Genomic DNA, 16054 nt, shown 5'->3' with positions numbered 1-16054 from the left:
TGGCGATGAACTGGACCTCGATGATCGCGATCTACGCCCTGTTCTGGGTGCTGAGCGCGTTCATCGTCCTCCCGGTCGGCCTGCGCACGCCGGACGAAGTGGAGGGCCATGTCATCGAGAAGGGCCACGCCACCAGCGCGCCGGTGAACTTCCGCCCGAAGCTGGTCGCGCGCCGGGCGACCATCGTGGCGGTGGTGCTTTTCGGGCTCTACTACGCCAATTATGCGAACGGGTGGATCACCGTGGACGACGTGAACCTGTTCGGGACGCCGCCGGTCAAGGATCTCGGCTACTGAGCTTTGGCTTTGGCGTCGTTCCGCGCTAGAGGCACGCCATGGAACCACTGGATACCAGCGCGCCGCGTCTGTGCGTGGCGGCGCTTTACTGCTTCACCCGTTTCGACGACCCGGCCGCGCTGAAGGCGCCGCTCGAGGCGCTATGTCATGAGCATGGCGTTCGCGGCACCTTGCTGCTGGCGGGAGAAGGCATCAACGGGACCATCGCCGGGACCGACGCCGGGATCGATGCGATCGTGGCGCATGTGCGTGGGCTGCCGGGCTGCGAGGGCGTGGACGTCAAGTTCTCCGACGCGCCGCACATGCCGTTCCACCGCATGAAAGTGCGCCTCAAGCGCGAGATCGTGACGATGGGCCAGCCCGATATCGACCCGCTGGCGATCGTGGGTACGTATGTCGAGCCGGAGGACTGGAACGCGCTGATTGCCGATCCGGATACGATCGTGATCGATACCCGCAACGACTACGAGGTAGCGGTGGGTACGTTCGCGCGGGCCATCGATCCGCACACGAAGACTTTCCGTGAGTTTCCAGAGTGGTTCCGTAGCGAGCGCGAGCGGCTGCTCGGGCAGGGCAAGGCGCCGAAAGTGGCGATGTTCTGCACCGGCGGCATTCGCTGCGAGAAGTCCACGGCCTTTCTCAAGCAGGAAGGCGTCGAGGACGTCTTTCACCTCAAGGGCGGCATCCTGAAGTATCTGGAGACCGTGCCGCAGGAACAGAGTCTGTGGGAAGGCGAGTGCTTCGTTTTCGACCAGCGGGTGACCATCGGCCATGGGCTGGCACCGGGCAGCTATGAACTATGCCATGCCTGCCGCCGTCCGATCAGCGCCGAAGACCGGGCTTCGGAACTTTATGAGATTGGCGTCAGTTGTCCGGCCTGTCACGGTGAGCGTACCGAGGAACAGCGCGCCGCCTACCGCGAACGCGAACGGCAGGAAAAGCTCGCGGCCCGCCGGGGTGAGGCTCATGTCGGGGCGGTATATCGGGGCGAATAAGGCCGCGACGAGGGCTGAGGTATCTGCCGCAACGTCCTAATATTGTGTCATTGCGAGCATGGTGAAACAATGCCGGGGCGGTTCAGCGTGACCCTGGATTGTTTCGCTATGCTCGCAATGACGAAAGGGCGGTCAGTCCAACCTCACCCGCGCAGGCGCTCGATGCCCTGTGCCAGCGCGACGTAGAGCTTGCCCATGTCCGACGACAGCAGGGTGACGCCAAGGGCGTTTCCGTCTCTGGTCGAGAGCACCTGCCGCAGGATCGATTCGAAATCGTGGATGTAGCGGCTGACGTTGGCCCGGAAGGCGTCGTCACGCTCGAAGACCTGCTGGACGGCCTTTGCCTCGCCGGCGTCGAGCAGGCTTACTGCCCGGCGGGTGAATATGCCCCGGTCACCACGCAGGTATGCGGCCCAGGCACTGTCCGAGATGTCGCTCGACAGAACCGTGGCGATGTCGATGGCGTTCGAATTGAGGGATTCGGTGATGAACGCGGCGCGGCGGGCAAAGTCGTTGTCGACCTGCTCCGTTGCCTGTTCGCGTGCCTGCGTGACCCGGCCTTCGAGATTGCCGACGAGGTCATCCACCTTGGCGATCTGTTCGCGTAGCTGCGTGGCGGCTTCGCGGGTGACGCCCGAGGCATGAGCCACGGCCTGCTCGAGCTGGCCGGAAATCTCCGAAACCTTGCCGCGCATGGCCTTCTCGATGGCCGCAGCACTTTCGTCGCCAAGGGTTTCGGCGATACGGATGATGCGTTCGGCACTGTCTTCCTCGATCGCGGACACCGTCTCGTCGAGGGTCGTGCCCAGCGCGGCGAGGGCGCCGACCAGGGCGCCTCCCGCCTTGTCGGCGGCCGTCTGTGTGGCAGCGTCGATCTCGCCGAGCGTGTCCTGTAGGCGCCCGAACAAGGCGACGTGATCGGCGCCGCGTGCGGAAATCTGCGCCTGTGCCTGCGAAAGTCCACCGATGAGCGCGTCGAGATCGCGACCGGATACACCGATTTCGGCTGCGACATCCTCGCCGCCCTGTGCCGCTTCGCGCAGCTGCGCAAGCACGCTGCCGAGCCCTTCCTGAATGCGCCGCAGGCGGTCTTCCGAAACCGCCAGCGCTTCGGGAAGGGCGCTGCCGGTCTGGCGGGCGCTCGCCTGGATGAGTTCGAGCAGTCGCACGCTGTCTTCGGTGAGCTTCTCCACCTCATCGTCGGTGACCGCGAGCGTGGCGCGCGCGGCAGTGAGGCGATCGGTGAGCGCCGTGAGGCTGATGGACAAGCGATCTTCCGCTTCGCCGGTTTGTGCGGCGATGGTTTCGAGGCGGGCCTCGAAACGGCCGAGTTCGCCGGTGACCGCAGCCGCGCGTTCGGCAAGGGCAGCGGCCTGGATACGGTGCCGTTCGAGCCGCTCGGCGATCGAGGCGTCGAGTTCACCCAGCATGTGGTCGATGCGGGCGATCGCGTGCCGCTCCTGCTCGACCTGGCGCGACTGGCGTTCCTCGGCTTCCATGGCGAGGTGTTCGGCACGAAGGCCGATCGATTCGTCGATCTGGCAGGCTTCGCCGGCGATCGCCGCCAGACGGCTGGCCAGCGCATCGACGGCGGTTTGCTGAGCCTCCATGATGGCGACGCCGGTGGCGGCCTGTTCTTCCGACAGGTTGGAAAGCGACGTACGCAGGTGCTCGGTCGCACGTTCCTCGGCCTGGCGCAGTGCGCGAGAGACGACGTCGCTCTCGTCGCGCAGGGCACCGAGGCGGGCGCGCAGCGAGGTGAGGCTTTCGGCTTCCTGACGGTCGAGCTGGCGACGCCCTTCGTCGATTTCGTCGGTCAGCGTCTTGGCGCGGACGCGAATCGCGGCGAGGGCATCGACCTCGTGCTTGTCCAGTCGGGTGCGGAATTCCTCTCCGCGTTCGTCGAGGGCCAAGAAACGCGCGGTGACGGCCTGTTCGAGCTGTTCGCTGCGGGCGCTGAAGCCGTCGAGCGTCTCGTTGACCTGATCGCGCAACATCGAAACCTGCCGGGTGCTGGCGGAACCGAACTCGTTGAGCCGGTTGAAGCCGTTGATCATGTCCTCAAGCTGGGCATGGGCGGTGCGACCGGCATTGGCGATGGTGTTGGTGACGTCCTTCGCCGAACTGGCGATGACGGGCAACTGGCCGCGCAGCTTCTCCATGTTGTCGAGCGCGGCGCTGCTGACCGAACTGATCGAATCGACCCGCGCGCCGTTGTCGCGCACGAGTTCCTGCAGGCGTTCGGCATTCTGGGAAAGACGTTCCGCTGCGAGGCGGCCCAGCGTTTCGAGATCGCGCGCTTGTGCGGCGACGAATTCGCGTGCGAGACTCAACTCACGGTTCACCGTGGTGAGGCGGCGTTCGAGCAGGGCGGATTCGGCCGAGAGCGTTTGCGCGATATGCCCGAAGCGCCGTGCCTCCCGTGTGCTGCGGCGCATCGCGATCAACCAGACGACGCCGACCAGCAGCACGGGCACACACCATTGCATGACGAGCGCGGGAACCGCGGCGAGCGTCAGGCCGGTTTTCATTGCGGGCACTTGCGCGAACAGGAACAGGCCGCTCCATGCGACGACCGCCGCCCCGGCAACGGCGGGCGCGATCCATTCGCGCCCGGAAGAGGGCGTGAAGGATTCGCCGGCGTCATCTGCCGCCACCCAGGCGTCGTCCCAGGTTTCGGAGGTGTCCGACTCCGTCGTCGATTCCACGGCGGTTTCCGACATCTGGGTGTCCGACGGCTCGCCGGTGCCCGCGCCGAACGCGATGATCCTGTTTTCCCCAACCATCCAGCCAGGATACCACGTGCACCGGACCGATAAACCCCGGTTTAAGACTTCCGGGATTAAACTGGGGAAATGGCATATGAAGCAGGAGCCCTGGAAGCCACTCTCGCCGCTGCAGCCGGGGGCGATCCCGTACTGATGGCGGAACTGCGAGCGGCCTATATCGAGGGCGTCGGTCGGCAGGTCGATCTCCTCGAGCGGGCGCGGTGCGACGGCAACTGGGTGGTCGCAGCGACGCGGCTGAAGGGGCTGGCGGCGAGCTTTCACTCGGTGCATCTGCTGGGATTGGCACAGGATGCCCTCGATGCCGCGCCGGGTGAGCCTGCCGTGGTGCGCCGCCTCAAGACCTACCTGACGGAGTTTTCCGGAACCTGATCCCCCGTTCAGGCCGACTGCCGGTTTGGTCGGGTACTGGGGTTTGGCACTGGGGCTTGGCACTGGGCTCCGACCTGCCTACATCCTTGGCCGGGGTGCTGGAGTTTCGGATTTGCGCATAGCATTGTTGGCCATGACGGAGCCTGCCGCGACAGGGCAGCCGTTCCCGCGCGCATTCCTGCGCGTTGCAGGGGCGAGCGTGGCGCAGCACCAGCTCGGTATGGCGCTGGCGCTGGAATGCCAGCGCGTCATCTGCATGGCGCGCGGCACCACGCCAGAACTGATCGCCCTTCAACACGATGCGGAGGACGCGGGGCTTCAGTTCGCCATTGCGACGGGGGCGGGTCAACTTGCCGGTCTGGTTACGGCCGGGGACGAGTTGATCGTCGTCTCGGAAGGACTTTTCGCCGATCCGACGGCGGCTGCGGCGCTTCTCGAAGGACGGTCTCCGACCGTGCTGGTGCAGCCGGTCGAAGGCGCGCTTGCCGCCGGTTTCGAGCGGATCGACATCAATCGCGCCACGGCTGGGCTGATGCGCGTGCCGGGCGCGCTGGTCGAGCGATTGCACGAATTGCCGCTCGACGTGGATGCGATCTCGGCGCTGACACGCATCGCGCTCCAGTCCGGCATCACCATGCGCGAGGTTCCGCCTGCGGCGCGGGCGGGGTCAGGCTGGCGTATGGTCCGCAGCGAGGCGGAAGCCTACGCGCTGGAGGACGAGTGGATGCGTACGCGCTTCGCGCAGGAGGGAGCGCGGACGCCGGGACGTACGATCGCGCGCTTTGCGGTCCTGAGCTTCGGATCGTCGCTGCTGCATGCGGGCAATGCCAGCAATGTGGTGTCGGCGGCGGTGCTGGTCATGCTCTTTATTGCGGCGGGTGCGGGCTGGTTCGGCTTCCTGTGGTGCGCCTTCGGGTTCCTGGCGATCGCCTGGCTGCTGGTGGAGGCGAGCAGACTGCTGCGCGCGGCGGAGCGGCACGCGCTGGGCCAGGCATCTCCGGCGATCCCGCGCGCGGACGCACTGGTCTGGCTGGTCGATGTGGTCTTCGCTGCGCTGATACTGCTGGACACGCCGCGCTTTCCGGGGGAGCCGGTGCTGGCCTGGCTGTGCACTCCGGCTGTTCTCATGATGCTTCTGGTGCTGCTGCCGCGCATCGCCGCCGGGCGGTTCGCCGGTCTCTTCGCAGACCGGGCGTTGCTGGGCCTGATCCTCGCGTTCGCGTCCGGGTTCGGGCAGGTGCTGCTTGTCGTGAGGCTACTTTCGGCCGGGCTGGTCGCTGCGGCACTCGTGCTGCCGCGTCGGCGCGACGGCTAACCTCGAATTAACCAGATGCCGGTTAGACGGGTCATATGATCGATCAGGCCGCTCATCCGGCGGATACGCAAGCCGTGGAGGCCGCTCTGAGACGCGACCTCGTGCGCGGTGACGCTGCGGCGGCGTCTGCACTTCCGGTGCTGCGCTATCTCGTCGCCGCCGAACAGAACGCGGCTCTGAGCGAAGAGATTCTCGCGCGCGTAAAGGGCATTCTCGCCGACATCGCCGGGCAATTGCTCGATGCCCTGATCGGAAGTGCCGACCGGCGTGCGCATGCTCCCGAGGAAATCGCGGTGCTGACGCGGGCTTTCCTCGATGAGCCGGTGTTGCTGGCGCATATCCACGCCGCCGCGCTGGAATGGCAACTGACCGAACGATTGCAGGAGCGGATCGGTCTAGACCCGGTCGCCTCGCCGCTCATACGCGAACGTGCAGGCTACGGCGATGCCCTGGCACGCGGCTTCCTTGCGGCTCAGGCGAACTGGAGCCAGGGGCAACGGCGGATGGCTCTGCCCTTGGCGGAACTGCCTGACGCCGTGCTGGAAGCGGTGCTTGCGATCCTGCGTGCGCTTGTCGGTGCCGAACCTGCTCTATCCGAACGCGCGTCTGCGGTCGAAGCGGAGGCCCGACGTCATCACGCGGCCCGCGCCAATCGGCTGCAGTGGGCGGAACGCTTGGTCGCCGATCTGGACACCGAGACGGCCTTGTCGATATCTCATGCCGGGGTCGCGTTGTTCCTGACGGCTCTGTCCTTGCGTTCGGGAGAACCACGCGACGTGGCCGCCACGGCGACGCAGCCGGGCCAGCAGGCGCGATTGGCGCTGAGCCTGCTCGCCGCGCAACTGCCCTCCGGTCTTGCCGAGGAGCAGGTGTTGGCGATTCACGCGGGGGCGAACCTTCCGAACGGGCTATCCGGCATCGATGCATGGCGCGCTGCGTCGATCCTCTCGAACGGTGCGACTTCGCGATGAGCCCGGGCGAAGGCGCCATTCTGGCCCATGCGACGTGCGATGCGCACGATCGTCTGATCAGCGCCGACGAGCCTCTCGCCGGACTGCAGTTGCGCTGTGGTGGCGAAATGCCCGGTACGATCGCGGTGCCGGAATTGCTCGAACTGGTGCGCCGTGCCCGACAGGCGCGCCGCCGCCTGGCTCAGGCGATCAGGGCGCAGGATGGCAACGATGCGATTTCTTCGTGGATCGAAGTCGAGCCGGAGGGCGAGGGATGCTCGATCCATGTGCGCAGCTGGCAGACGGCCGCTCTGGATTCCGAAGAAGGCAGTCCGGGCGAACATCGCCGCGCGGTGACCGATCGCCATGTCGCGGAACTGTGTGCATGGCTCGACGCGGGGCAGCGTCTGGTCGCGGTGACGTGCGATTCTCCCGAACTGGCGCAAGTGTCCGCCGCGATGGAGCAAGGCGCGGGGCGCTGCTGGACCGACTTCCTGCCGCCGGAGAACGTGACGCACCAGCAGCCGCTTCACTGGCGACTGCTCGACGGCGCGCCGGTGGTCGTCGCGGGCTCGCCGCGATCCTGGCGCGTCTCGCTGGTGCCGCATATCCGGCCCGGCTTCGAGCCGTCGGGCTTCGAACTGCTGCTGCTTTCCGACGAGGCACCGTCGGACTGGGTGCCGGTAGCGGAGCCTGAAGCGCCGCTGCAGCGCCGCGGACTGGTGGGGCAGGATCTGGCGCCGGTGCTCAAGCAGCCGATCGCGCGGATCGTCGCCAACGCCGAGACCATCCGCACGCGCCTCGCCGGACCGCTTCCCGATGCCTATGCCGAATATGCCGGAGAGATCGCCGGCGCGGGCAAGCTGCTGCTTGGTCTGCTGGAGGACATGGCCGATCTGGAAGTCGTAGAGGAGGACGGTTTCTCGACGACGCCAGATTACATCGATCTCGCCGATGTCTCGCGGCAGGCCGCCGGTATCCTGGGCGTCCGGGCGCGGGAGAAAGACATCTCGATCGTGGCGCCGCCGCTCGATGACCATGCCCCGGCTCTGGCGGAATTCCGCCGTGTCCTGCAGGTTCTGCTGAACCTCATCGGCAATGCCATTCGCTACTCGCCGGAAGGGTCGCGCATCGATGTGCGGGTTTCGGTCGAGGGAGGACGCGCCATCGTCGTCGTCGCGGATCAGGGGCCTGGCCTCAGCGATGAAGATCAGCTCCGGGTATTCGAGAAGTTCGAGCGTCTGGGCCGCAGTGGTGACGGCGGCTCAGGACTTGGTCTCTATATTTCCCGGCGACTAGCCCGCGCGATGGGCGGCGAGCTTTCCATCGAAAGCTCGCCGGGGCAGGGTGCCCGGTTCATCCTCGCAGTGCCGGTCGATCCCGACGCCTGACTGGTTTTAGCATCTGCGGGCGAGCCAAACGACAATGCCGCCCACCATCGCGAAGACTGCCCCGCGCACGGCCCATGCCCGGTCCGCAACCATCACGCTGTCGGCCGGCCACCTGAGCACGCCGGTGCCCTGCAAGACCACGAAAATCCCTGCCGCCATCATCAGCAGGCCAAGGGTCGTCGCCAGAATTCTAACAAACATCATGATTGTGCGCCCCTTTCGAGGAGAGGCTGCACGCCGGATGCGGCCGGATTGTGGCGTGAATGCTCAAATGGATCGGTTTTGACGATGACGGCAAACAAAAAGGCCCCCGCTTTCGCGAGGGCCTTTGCTTCGGATATCCACGACTGCGCGCGGAATGAACCTTAGCGCTTGTCGAGCGGCACGTAGTCGCGCTGAGTCGGGCCGGTGTAGAGCTGGCGCGGGCGACCGATCTTCTGGCCGGGATCGGAGATCATTTCGTTCCACTGCGCGACCCAGCCCACGGTGCGAGCAAGGGCGAACAGCACGGTGAACATGGTGGTCGGGAAGCCGATCGCCGAAAGGATGATGCCCGAGTAGAAGTCCACGTTCGGGAACAGCTTCTTCTCCGCGAAGTAGGGGTCGCTGAGCGCGATCTCTTCGAGGCGCAGCGCGGTCTCGAACAGCGGATCGGTGACGTTGAGGGCCTCGAACACTTCGCGCAGGGTCGACTGCATGACCGTCGCGCGCGGGTCGTAGTTCTTGTAGACGCGGTGACCGAAGCCCATCAGGCGGAACGGATCGCTCTTGTCCTTGGCGCGGTCGATGTAGTGCTGGATGCGATCGGGGGTGCCGATCTCCTTGAGCATATTGAGCGCGGCTTCGTTCGCGCCGCCATGCGCAGGACCCCACAGGCAGGCGATGCCCGCTGCGATGCATGCGAAGGGGTTCGCGCCCGACGAACCGGCAAGACGCACGGTCGAGGTCGAGGCGTTCTGCTCGTGATCGGCGTGGAGGATGAAGATGCGGTCCATCGCCTTTTCGACCGCCGGAACCACCTCGTACTCTTCCGCGGGCACGCCGAAGGTCATGCGCAGGAAGTTGCCGGTGTAGCTCAGCTTGTTGTCCGGGTAGAGGAACGGCTGGCCGACCGAGTACTTGTAGGCCATCGCCGCGATCGTTGGCATCTTGGCGATCAGGCGATGCGAGCTGATCTTGCGATGCTCGGGATCGGCGATGTCGGTCGAGTCGTGGTAGAATGCCGAAAGCGCGCCGACTACGCCGCACATGATCGCCATCGGGTGCGCGTCGCGGCGGAAACCGCGATAGAACGTCGCCAGCTGTTCATGCAGCATGGTGTGGCGCGTGATGGTGTTCTCGAACGTGGCAAGCTCGTCCTTGCTCGGCAGTTCACCATTCAGCAGCAGGTAGCTCGTTTCCATGAACGAGGAGTTCTCGGCCAGCTGGCCGATCGGATAGCCACGGTGCAGCAGAACGCCTTCGTCGCCGTCGATGTAGGTCAGCGCCGACTCGCAGCTCGCGGTCGAGGTAAAGCCCGGATCGAACGTGAACGCGCCCGTCTGGCCGTAGAGCTTGCGGATGTCGATGACGTCCGGACCCACGCTTCCCTTGAGAACGGGATAGTCATGTTCCGCGCCGCCGACGCTCAGTTTAGCCTGATCACCCACCAATTATCTCCTTATGACTGCGACCCGGCGGGAACCTGAGCCTGCTCGCCGATGCGCGCGAGGCTCTCTTCCCGTCCGAGCAATACCAGTACGTCGAATATCCCCGGCGAGGTCGTCTGACCCGTCAGGGCTGCCCGCAAGGGTTGCGCGAGCTTGCCGAGACCCAGTCCCAGGTCTTCGGCCATTGCCTTCAGGTTGGCTTCCAATGCCTCGAGAGTCCAGTCGGCCTGGCCGGACAGGCGCTCATGGATCGCGGCGAGGCGCTCGCGCCCCTCATCGGTCAGGAGCGCCAGCGCCTTCTCGCTCATGGCGAGCGGACGCTGGGCGAAGAGGAAGGCAGAGCCTTCTGCAAGTTCGTTGAGGTCCTTGGCACGGACCTTGAGCACGGGCATCGCGCGGACCAGCAGGTCGGCAGGCTCATCGCCGTCGACGCCATCGAGGCGCGCTTCGACGAGGCCCGCAAGCCGCACGTCGTCGGCCTCGCGCAGATAATGCCCGTTGAGATTCTGAAGCTTGGCAAGGTCGAAGCGCGAGGGGCTCTTGCCCACATCGACCATGTCGAACCATTCGATCGCCTGCTCGCGGCTGATGATTTCCTCATCGCCGTGGCCCCAGCCGAGGCGCAGCAGGTAGTTGAACACGGCTTCGGGCAGCAGGCCCATTTCGTCGCGATAGGCATCGACACCCAGCGCGCCGTGGCGCTTGGACAGCTTGGCGCCGTCCGAGCCGTGGATCAGCGGCACGTGGCCGTAGACCGGCACGTCCCAGCCCATGCCGTTGATGACGACGAGCTGACGGAAGGCGTTGTTCAGGTGATCGTCGCCGCGCAGGACGTGCGTTACGCCCATGTCGTTGTCGTCCACCACCACGGCCAGCATGTAAGTAGGGGTGCCGTCGCCGCGCAGGATGACGAAGTCGTCGATTTCCTCGTTCTGCACGGTGACCGTGCCCTGCACGAGATCCTCGATCGTCGTCGAACCCTCGCGCGGGGCCTTGACGCGCACCACCCAGGAACGGTCGGCCGGCCAGGTCGCGGGATCGGCATCGCGCCATTCGCTGTCGATGCGGAACGGGCGGCGTTCTTCCTGCGCCTTCTGGCGGCGCTCGGCGAGTTCTTCCTGGGTCAGGTAGCAGCGATAGGCGTGGCCGTTTTCCATCAGCTGCGCGGCGACTTCGGCATGACGGTCCGAGCGGGCGAACTGGAACACCGGCGCCTCGTCACCGTCGAGGCCCAGCCAGGACAAGCCGTCGAAGATCGCGTCGATCGCGGGTTCGGTCGAACGGGCGCGATCGGTATCCTCGATACGCAGCAGATACTTGCCGCCATGACGGCGCGCGAAAAGCCAGTTGAACAGTGCCGTACGAGCGCCACCGATATGAAGGTAACCGGTCGGCGAAGGAGCAAAGCGCGTTACGACGGCCTTTTTGCCAGTCGCTTCGCCCGATGCACTACCGCTTGCCATCTACCCGACCTTCCTGTCCTATTGGCGGCAATGGGGACCCACGCCGCAACTTGTGAAATTCCGCCTCCGGAAAGCCCCGGAACCGCTGCATTGCAGCATGGGCCATGGACCGCCAAGGGCCTCTTGTCGAGGGTTTTGGCAGTCGTCGAGCGATTTCTTTCCGGGGCGGAATTCGAACGCGCACCATGGGTGACGGTGGCCTTCGCAACCGGCATAATTGCGTGGTTTTGGCTGCCTTCGGCACCTGCCTGGGCAGGCCTTTGCGGCGCTCTTGTTGCAATTTGTGCAATTTGTTATGCATCCTTTCCCTTGCGCGTCGTTTACCCGCATCTCGGTCGGGCGTTGTCGCTGTTGCCGCTGGTGGTGGTTGCCGGTTGCCTCGTCGTCTGGGCGCGTTCCGAACTGGTGGGGCAACCCGCCATCGAGCGCCCACTATCGGGCAATTTCAGCGCGCAGGTTCTGGCGATCGAATCGCAGCCGGCCCTGGGACGCGACAGGTTGCTGCTGGCCATGCGTGACCCCCTGAGCGGCTTCGGCCATGACGCTTCGCCCGGCAACGCGATCAAGGTCCGGCTCAACGTTCCCGGCAAGGGATCGACGACCGGGATCGCGGTCGGCGATCTGGTGGCTTTCCGGGCACGGTTGATGCCGCCGGCGCCGCCCATGCTGCCCGGCGCCTACAACTTTGCGCGCACGTCCTGGTTCACAGGCATCGCCGCGAGCGGTTCGGTCACAGGTGAGGTGAAGGTCGTCCGGAAAGGCAAGCGAAGCGAGTGGGGATTGCTGGATATCCGACAATCTTTGACGAACCATATTCGCGCCCGCATCGGGGACGAACGAGCGGGCATCGCCGCTGCATTCGTCACCGGCGATCGCGGCGGCATTACGGAGGCTGACGACCAGGCCATGCGCGACTCGGGGTTGGCGCATCTGCTCTCGATCAGCGGCCTGCATGTCAGCGCGATGGTCGGGGCGGTCTATCTACTGGTCATCCGGTTGCTGGCGCTGTTCCCGTGGGTGGCCCTGAGGGTGAGGCTGCCGGTCGTCGCGGCCGGTGCGGGGGCCGCTGCAGGCGTCGCTTACACTTTGCTTTCCGGGTCGGAAGTTCCGACCGTTCGGTCCTGCATCGGCTCCCTCCTGGTCCTGATCGCACTGGCTTTGGGGCGGGAGCCCTTGTCCCTGCGCATGCTTGCGGTGGCGGCGTTCTGCGTCCTGTTGCTCTGGCCGGAGGCGGTGATCGGGCCGAGCTTCCAACTGAGCTTCGGCGCGGTCCTGGCGCTGATCGCCGTCAGTACGGCCAAGCCCGTGCGGCACTTCCTTGGACCGCGCGACGAAGGGCTTGCCATGACCGGGCTTCGCCATCTTGCCCTCCTGCTGCTGACGGGCGTGGTCATCGACCTCGCGCTCATGCCGATCGGCCTGTATCATTTCCACCGCGCCGGAGTGTATGGAGCGCTGGCCAACGTGGCGGCAATTCCGCTGTCTACCTTTGTCGTGATGCCTTTGCTGGCTTGTGCATTGGTCCTCGATATCGCCGGGCTGGGCGGGCCGGTCTGGTGGCTCGCCGGAATCTCGATAGACCTGCTGGTCGGCCTGGCCCGCTGGTTCGCGTCGAGACCGGGCGCTGTGAACCTGCTTCCCGGTACAGACACCTGGGCATTCCTGCTTTTCGTCGCGGGAGGTCTGTGGATGGGCCTTTGGAGCGGCCGCATTCGCTGGGCCGGGCTACCGATCGCCTCGGTCGGTGTGTTCTTGCTGGCGACCGCACCGGCGGCGGACATTCTGGTGTCCGGAGATGGTCGTCATGTCGGGCTGGTCGAAGATGGCGGGAAACGGCTTTACCTGCTTCGAAACAGCGAAAGCGGCTACGCCCGGGACAATCTCATGGAATTCGCCGGGATCGAGGCCGATCCGGTCACGTTCGACAAGTTCCCGGGTGCTCGCTGCAACCGTGATTTCTGCGCCTTGCCGGTCAGACGCTCCGGCACCACATGGCATGTGCTGGTTTCGCGGGGCCGCGATGCCGTTGCGGAACGGTCGCTCGCCGCTGCATGCGAACGCAGCGACATCGTCATATCGGATCGCTGGCTGCCGCGCAGTTGCAAGCCGCGCTGGTTCAAGGCCGATCGAGGATCGCTTGGGCAGACCGGCGGGCTGGCGGTATATCTGGGCAAGGCCCGTATCGATACGGTAGCCCAGACCCAAGGTGAACACGGCTGGTGGCGTCCCCGGCCTGTTCACCGTTACAGGAATGCTCCTGCGCCGCGCAAATCGCAGTAATTACCGGTTGCTGCTGCGCCAAGGCCTTCATGGCGCAGCGTGGCCGTGTCAGTTGTACCGTCGAAGCAGGCCGGCGAGCTTGCCTTGCACTTCCACTTCGTCCGCACCGTAAATCTGCGGTTCGTAAGCGGCATTTGCGGGATCCAACCGCACCATTCCCGCCTCGCGCCGAAGGTACTTGAGGGTCGCCTCTTCCCCGCGGATCAGGGCAACGACGATCTCGCCGTCGCGAGCGGCATTCGTGCGCTTCACGAGGGCGAAATCACCATCCAGAATGCCCGCTTCGATCATCGAGTCGCCGGAGACCTCGAGCGCGTAATGCTCGCCGGAGCCAAGCAGGGCGGCAGGGACAGGCAACATGGACTGTCCTTCGAGAGCCTCGATCGGCACACCTGCGGCAATACGCCCGTGCAGCGGGATCTCGATAACGTCGTTGGCGGCTTCGACGGAACGACGCGGCGTCTGCGGACGCGCCATTCCATCATTGCTGTTCGCTGCAGAAGGACGCAGGGCCTTGCTTCCCGTGTCATCGGCCTGGCGCAAGACTTCGAGCGCACGTGCACGGTTGGGAAGGCGGCGGATGAAGCCGCGTTCTTCCAGTGCGGAAATCAGCCTGTGAACACCGGACTTGGACTTGAGGTCGAGCGCCTCCTTCATCTCCTCGAAGCTGGGGGAGATGCCTGTCTCCTCAAGCCGGACCTGGATGAACCGGAGCAATTCGTGCTGCTTGCGCGTCAACATGTCGCTGCCTTCTCGTGACCTCCGAACCAGGCAAACCCTGATCGCGTTTGTTCTGGTAGTGAACATTGAGGGAACAATCAAGCAACCAATTGCCGATACTTCAGGCAATACCGCCGTTCTGGAGCAAGTATATCCGGACTTCTTCGCCAGCCTGTGCCGGACCGGCCAGCGCCGGCCGATCGACCAGTACGTTGCTTGCCGCCAGGGACGACAGGGCGCCGCTGTCCTGCAGTGGGCTTACCGTCACATTTTCTCCGTCCCACCAACCGCGCAGGAATTCCCGGCGACGGCCGCTTGGGTGCAGCGGCATGGCCAGCCGGGCTGTCAGCCGCATGGGCAAGGGGCGCGCAGCCCCCTGCATCGCGCGCAGGACGGGGAGCAGGAAATGGTAAGCGGTGACGTAGCTGGAGACCGGATTGCCCGGCAGGCCCAGCACGATCTGACGGCGTCCTGCCACGTCGCGGGTGGCGACTAGGATTGGTTTGCCGGGCTTGATCGCGACACGCCAGAAATCGATGCCCGCGCCCCAGCTTTCGAGTGCCGGACGAATGAGGTCGTGATCGCCGACCGAAGCGCCGCCGCTCGTTACGATGAGGTCGGCATCGGCGGATGCTTCGAAAGCGGAGGTTATTGCCTTGATCGTATCGGGCACCGGGCCGATCCGCCGCGCATCCACGCCCAGCGAACGCGCCATGGCCGTCAGCATCGCGCCGTTGCTGGCGGGAACCTGGTGCGGTGCACAGCGCTCCGGATCGGAGGCGAGTTCGTCGCCGCTGTCGATCACGGTCAGGCGCGGTGTGCGATGCACGGGAAGATGCGTATGGCCGGCCGCGATCGCCAGCGCCATCTGCGCGGGCGCGATGTGCAGACCAGCGGGCAGGACTTCCGCGCCCTGGGCAAAATCCATCCCGCAATGGCGGATGTGCTTGTGCGCCGGTGCGGGCGGCTCGCCCGAAAGTATCAGGTTCGCGCCCTCGCGTGTCAGGTCTTCCTGAATTATGACGGCCGCCGCGTCGGGCGGCAGCATCGCGCCCGTCGAAATTCGGACTGCCTCTCCTTGCGAGAGCGGGCCGGCATAAGGATGCCCGGCGGCACTTTCACCGACGATCCTCCAGGGGCCGCGCAGATCGCCTGCCGTGACGGCGTAGCCGTCCATGGCTGACAGATTTGCGGAGGGCTGCGTGCGTCTGGCGTGCAGCGGTTCAGCCAGGTAACGGCCGAGCGCGCCTTCGATATCGACACGCTCTATCGACAGCGGGGTGACGAGCGCGAGGAGGCGAGCTTGTGCCTCCTCCAGAGAGAGCGGCGCGGAGCCGTTTATTCGGCCCATCCGTCCATCTTCCAATGACCTGATTTACCGCCGATTTTCTCGACCAGGCGGATGTCTCCGATCACCATGCCCTTGTCGAGCGCTTTGGCCATGTCGTAAATTGTGACAAGTGCGATAGAAGCTGCTGTTATCGCTTCCATTTCTACCCCGGTGCGACCGGTCAGCGAAGCCTTCGCGATGACGCGGATAGCATTATCCTCGAAAGCGAAGTCGAGGTTTACGGCATCGAGCGGCAGCGGGTGGCACATGGGGATGAGATCGGCCGTCCGCTTGGCCGCCATGATGCCAGCAATGCGCGCGGTTCCAAGCACGTCACCCTTCGGAGCATTCCCGGCGCGGATCGCGGCAAGGGCATCCGCGCTCATGGAAATGCGTCCGGACGCCACGGCGATGCGCTGCGTCTCCGCCTTAGCGCCAACGTCGACCATGCGCGCGTTGCCGTCCGGGTCGATGTGGGTGAGGGACTTGCTCATCGCGAACCCATGG

Annotated in this window: 14 protein-coding genes; 7 read left to right on the top strand and 7 right to left on the bottom strand. The window is 65.3% G+C overall.

Annotation, left to right across the window (positions count from 1 at the left end; translation table 11 throughout):
- Positions 1-5 precede the first annotated feature (5 nt).
- Both LH128_RS27855 and trhO read left to right on the top strand, forming a co-directional pair.
- On the top strand, positions 6-296 hold the full coding sequence (locus tag LH128_RS27855; protein WP_036523404.1) for a DUF1467 family protein: 291 nt from the start codon (positions 6-8) through the stop codon (positions 294-296).
- 38 nt (positions 297-334) lie between these two features.
- On the top strand, positions 335-1291 hold the full coding sequence (trhO, locus tag LH128_RS27850; protein ID WP_008833044.1) for an oxygen-dependent tRNA uridine(34) hydroxylase TrhO: 957 nt from the start codon (positions 335-337) through the stop codon (positions 1289-1291).
- A gap of 143 nt (positions 1292-1434) precedes the next feature.
- On the opposite strand, the gene LH128_RS27845 is transcribed toward trhO, so the two are convergent.
- The gene (locus tag LH128_RS27845) at positions 1435-4077 is read right to left on the bottom strand and encodes a hypothetical protein (protein ID WP_008833043.1); all 2643 of its coding nucleotides are present in this window, start codon (positions 4075-4077) and stop codon (positions 1435-1437) included.
- Positions 4078-4146: 69 nt separating this feature from the next.
- On the opposite strand from LH128_RS27845, the gene LH128_RS27840 reads away from it, so the two are divergent.
- The 4 genes from LH128_RS27840 to LH128_RS27825 all read left to right on the top strand — a co-directional run bounded on the left by LH128_RS27840 (position 4147) and on the right by LH128_RS27825 (position 8105).
- Positions 4147-4449, top strand: a complete 303-nt coding sequence (locus LH128_RS27840; RefSeq protein ID WP_008833042.1) for a hypothetical protein — start codon at positions 4147-4149, stop codon at positions 4447-4449.
- A 133-nt stretch (positions 4450-4582) separates the two neighbouring features.
- Positions 4583-5764, top strand: coding sequence for a hypothetical protein (locus LH128_RS27835; protein ID WP_008833041.1), 1182 nt, complete (start codon positions 4583-4585; stop codon positions 5762-5764).
- 35 nt (positions 5765-5799) lie between these two features.
- Positions 5800-6735: a hypothetical protein gene (locus LH128_RS27830; protein ID WP_008833040.1), complete on the top strand. Its 936-nt coding sequence runs from the start codon at positions 5800-5802 to the stop codon at positions 6733-6735.
- Entirely contained in the window at positions 6690-8105 is a 1416-nt protein-coding gene (locus LH128_RS27825) for a sensor histidine kinase (RefSeq protein ID WP_008833039.1), read from the top strand. The genes LH128_RS27830 and LH128_RS27825 overlap by 46 nt, the downstream gene beginning before the upstream one ends.
- A 6-nt stretch (positions 8106-8111) precedes the next feature.
- Here the strand turns inward: LH128_RS27825 and LH128_RS27820 are convergent, their stop codons facing one another.
- The 3 genes from LH128_RS27820 to gltX all read right to left on the bottom strand — a co-directional run bounded on the left by LH128_RS27820 (position 8112) and on the right by gltX (position 11217).
- Positions 8112-8309 carry a hypothetical protein gene (locus tag LH128_RS27820; RefSeq protein ID WP_008833038.1) on the bottom strand — a complete coding sequence of 66 codons (198 nt, stop codon included), beginning with the start codon at positions 8307-8309 and terminating at the stop codon, positions 8112-8114.
- 161 nt (positions 8310-8470) lie between these two features.
- A complete protein-coding gene (locus LH128_RS27815; RefSeq protein WP_008833037.1) occupies positions 8471-9754 on the bottom strand; it encodes a citrate synthase in 1284 nt (427 codons plus the stop codon).
- An 11-nt stretch (positions 9755-9765) separates the two neighbouring features.
- Positions 9766-11217, bottom strand: coding sequence for a glutamate--tRNA ligase (gene gltX / locus LH128_RS27810; RefSeq protein ID WP_008833036.1), 1452 nt, complete (start codon positions 11215-11217; stop codon positions 9766-9768).
- Positions 11218-11352: 135 nt separating this feature from the next.
- On the opposite strand from gltX, the gene LH128_RS27805 reads away from it, so the two are divergent.
- Positions 11353-13497, top strand: a complete 2145-nt coding sequence (locus LH128_RS27805) for a ComEC/Rec2 family competence protein (protein ID WP_327195292.1) — start codon at positions 11353-11355, stop codon at positions 13495-13497.
- 48 nt (positions 13498-13545) lie between these two features.
- Here LH128_RS27805 and lexA read toward each other — a convergent pair whose 3' ends face one another.
- From lexA to moaC, 3 genes are all read right to left on the bottom strand, one after another.
- On the bottom strand, positions 13546-14238 hold the full coding sequence (gene lexA, locus LH128_RS27800; RefSeq protein ID WP_008833034.1) for a transcriptional repressor LexA: 693 nt from the start codon (positions 14236-14238) through the stop codon (positions 13546-13548).
- Between the two features lie 100 nt (positions 14239-14338).
- A complete protein-coding gene (locus tag LH128_RS27795; RefSeq protein ID WP_008833033.1) occupies positions 14339-15568 on the bottom strand; it encodes a molybdopterin molybdotransferase MoeA in 1230 nt (409 codons plus the stop codon).
- A complete protein-coding gene (gene moaC, locus LH128_RS27790) occupies positions 15556-16041 on the bottom strand; it encodes a cyclic pyranopterin monophosphate synthase MoaC (protein WP_008833032.1) in 486 nt (161 codons plus the stop codon). Before moaC ends, LH128_RS27795 begins: the two co-directional genes overlap by 13 nt.
- Positions 16042-16054 lie beyond the last annotated feature (13 nt).

Source organism: Sphingomonas sp. LH128 (assembly GCF_000293195.2).
GTDB classification, from domain to species: domain Bacteria; phylum Pseudomonadota; class Alphaproteobacteria; order Sphingomonadales; family Sphingomonadaceae; genus Novosphingobium; species Novosphingobium resinovorum_A.
This window is presented reverse-complemented; position numbering and strand designations above follow the sequence as displayed.

What these genes read in the sequence shown, in the direction of transcription:
- LH128_RS27830 (WP_008833040.1), top strand. Translation starts at nt 5,800, where the DNA reads ATGATCGATCAGGCCGCTCATCCGGCGGATACGCAAGCCGTGGAGGCC.
- trhO (WP_008833044.1), top strand. Translation starts at nt 335, where the DNA reads ATGGAACCACTGGATACCAGCGCGCCGCGTCTGTGCGTGGCGGCGCTT.
- LH128_RS27820 (WP_008833038.1), bottom strand. Translation starts at nt 8,309, where the DNA reads ATGATGTTTGTTAGAATTCTGGCGACGACCCTTGGCCTGCTGATGATG.
- moaC (WP_008833032.1), bottom strand. Translation starts at nt 16,041, where the DNA reads ATGAGCAAGTCCCTCACCCACATCGACCCGGACGGCAACGCGCGCATG.
- LH128_RS27840 (WP_008833042.1), top strand. Translation starts at nt 4,147, where the DNA reads ATGGCATATGAAGCAGGAGCCCTGGAAGCCACTCTCGCCGCTGCAGCC.
- LH128_RS27825 (WP_008833039.1), top strand. Translation starts at nt 6,690, where the DNA reads ATGGCGCGCTGCGTCGATCCTCTCGAACGGTGCGACTTCGCGATGAGC.
- LH128_RS27795 (WP_008833033.1), bottom strand. Translation starts at nt 15,568, where the DNA reads ATGGGCCGAATAAACGGCTCCGCGCCGCTCTCTCTGGAGGAGGCACAA.
- LH128_RS27855 (WP_036523404.1), top strand. Translation starts at nt 6, where the DNA reads ATGAACTGGACCTCGATGATCGCGATCTACGCCCTGTTCTGGGTGCTG.
- LH128_RS27835 (WP_008833041.1), top strand. Translation starts at nt 4,583, where the DNA reads ATGACGGAGCCTGCCGCGACAGGGCAGCCGTTCCCGCGCGCATTCCTG.
- LH128_RS27845 (WP_008833043.1), bottom strand. Translation starts at nt 4,077, where the DNA reads ATGGTTGGGGAAAACAGGATCATCGCGTTCGGCGCGGGCACCGGCGAG.
- gltX (WP_008833036.1), bottom strand. Translation starts at nt 11,217, where the DNA reads ATGGCAAGCGGTAGTGCATCGGGCGAAGCGACTGGCAAAAAGGCCGTC.
- lexA (WP_008833034.1), bottom strand. Translation starts at nt 14,238, where the DNA reads ATGTTGACGCGCAAGCAGCACGAATTGCTCCGGTTCATCCAGGTCCGG.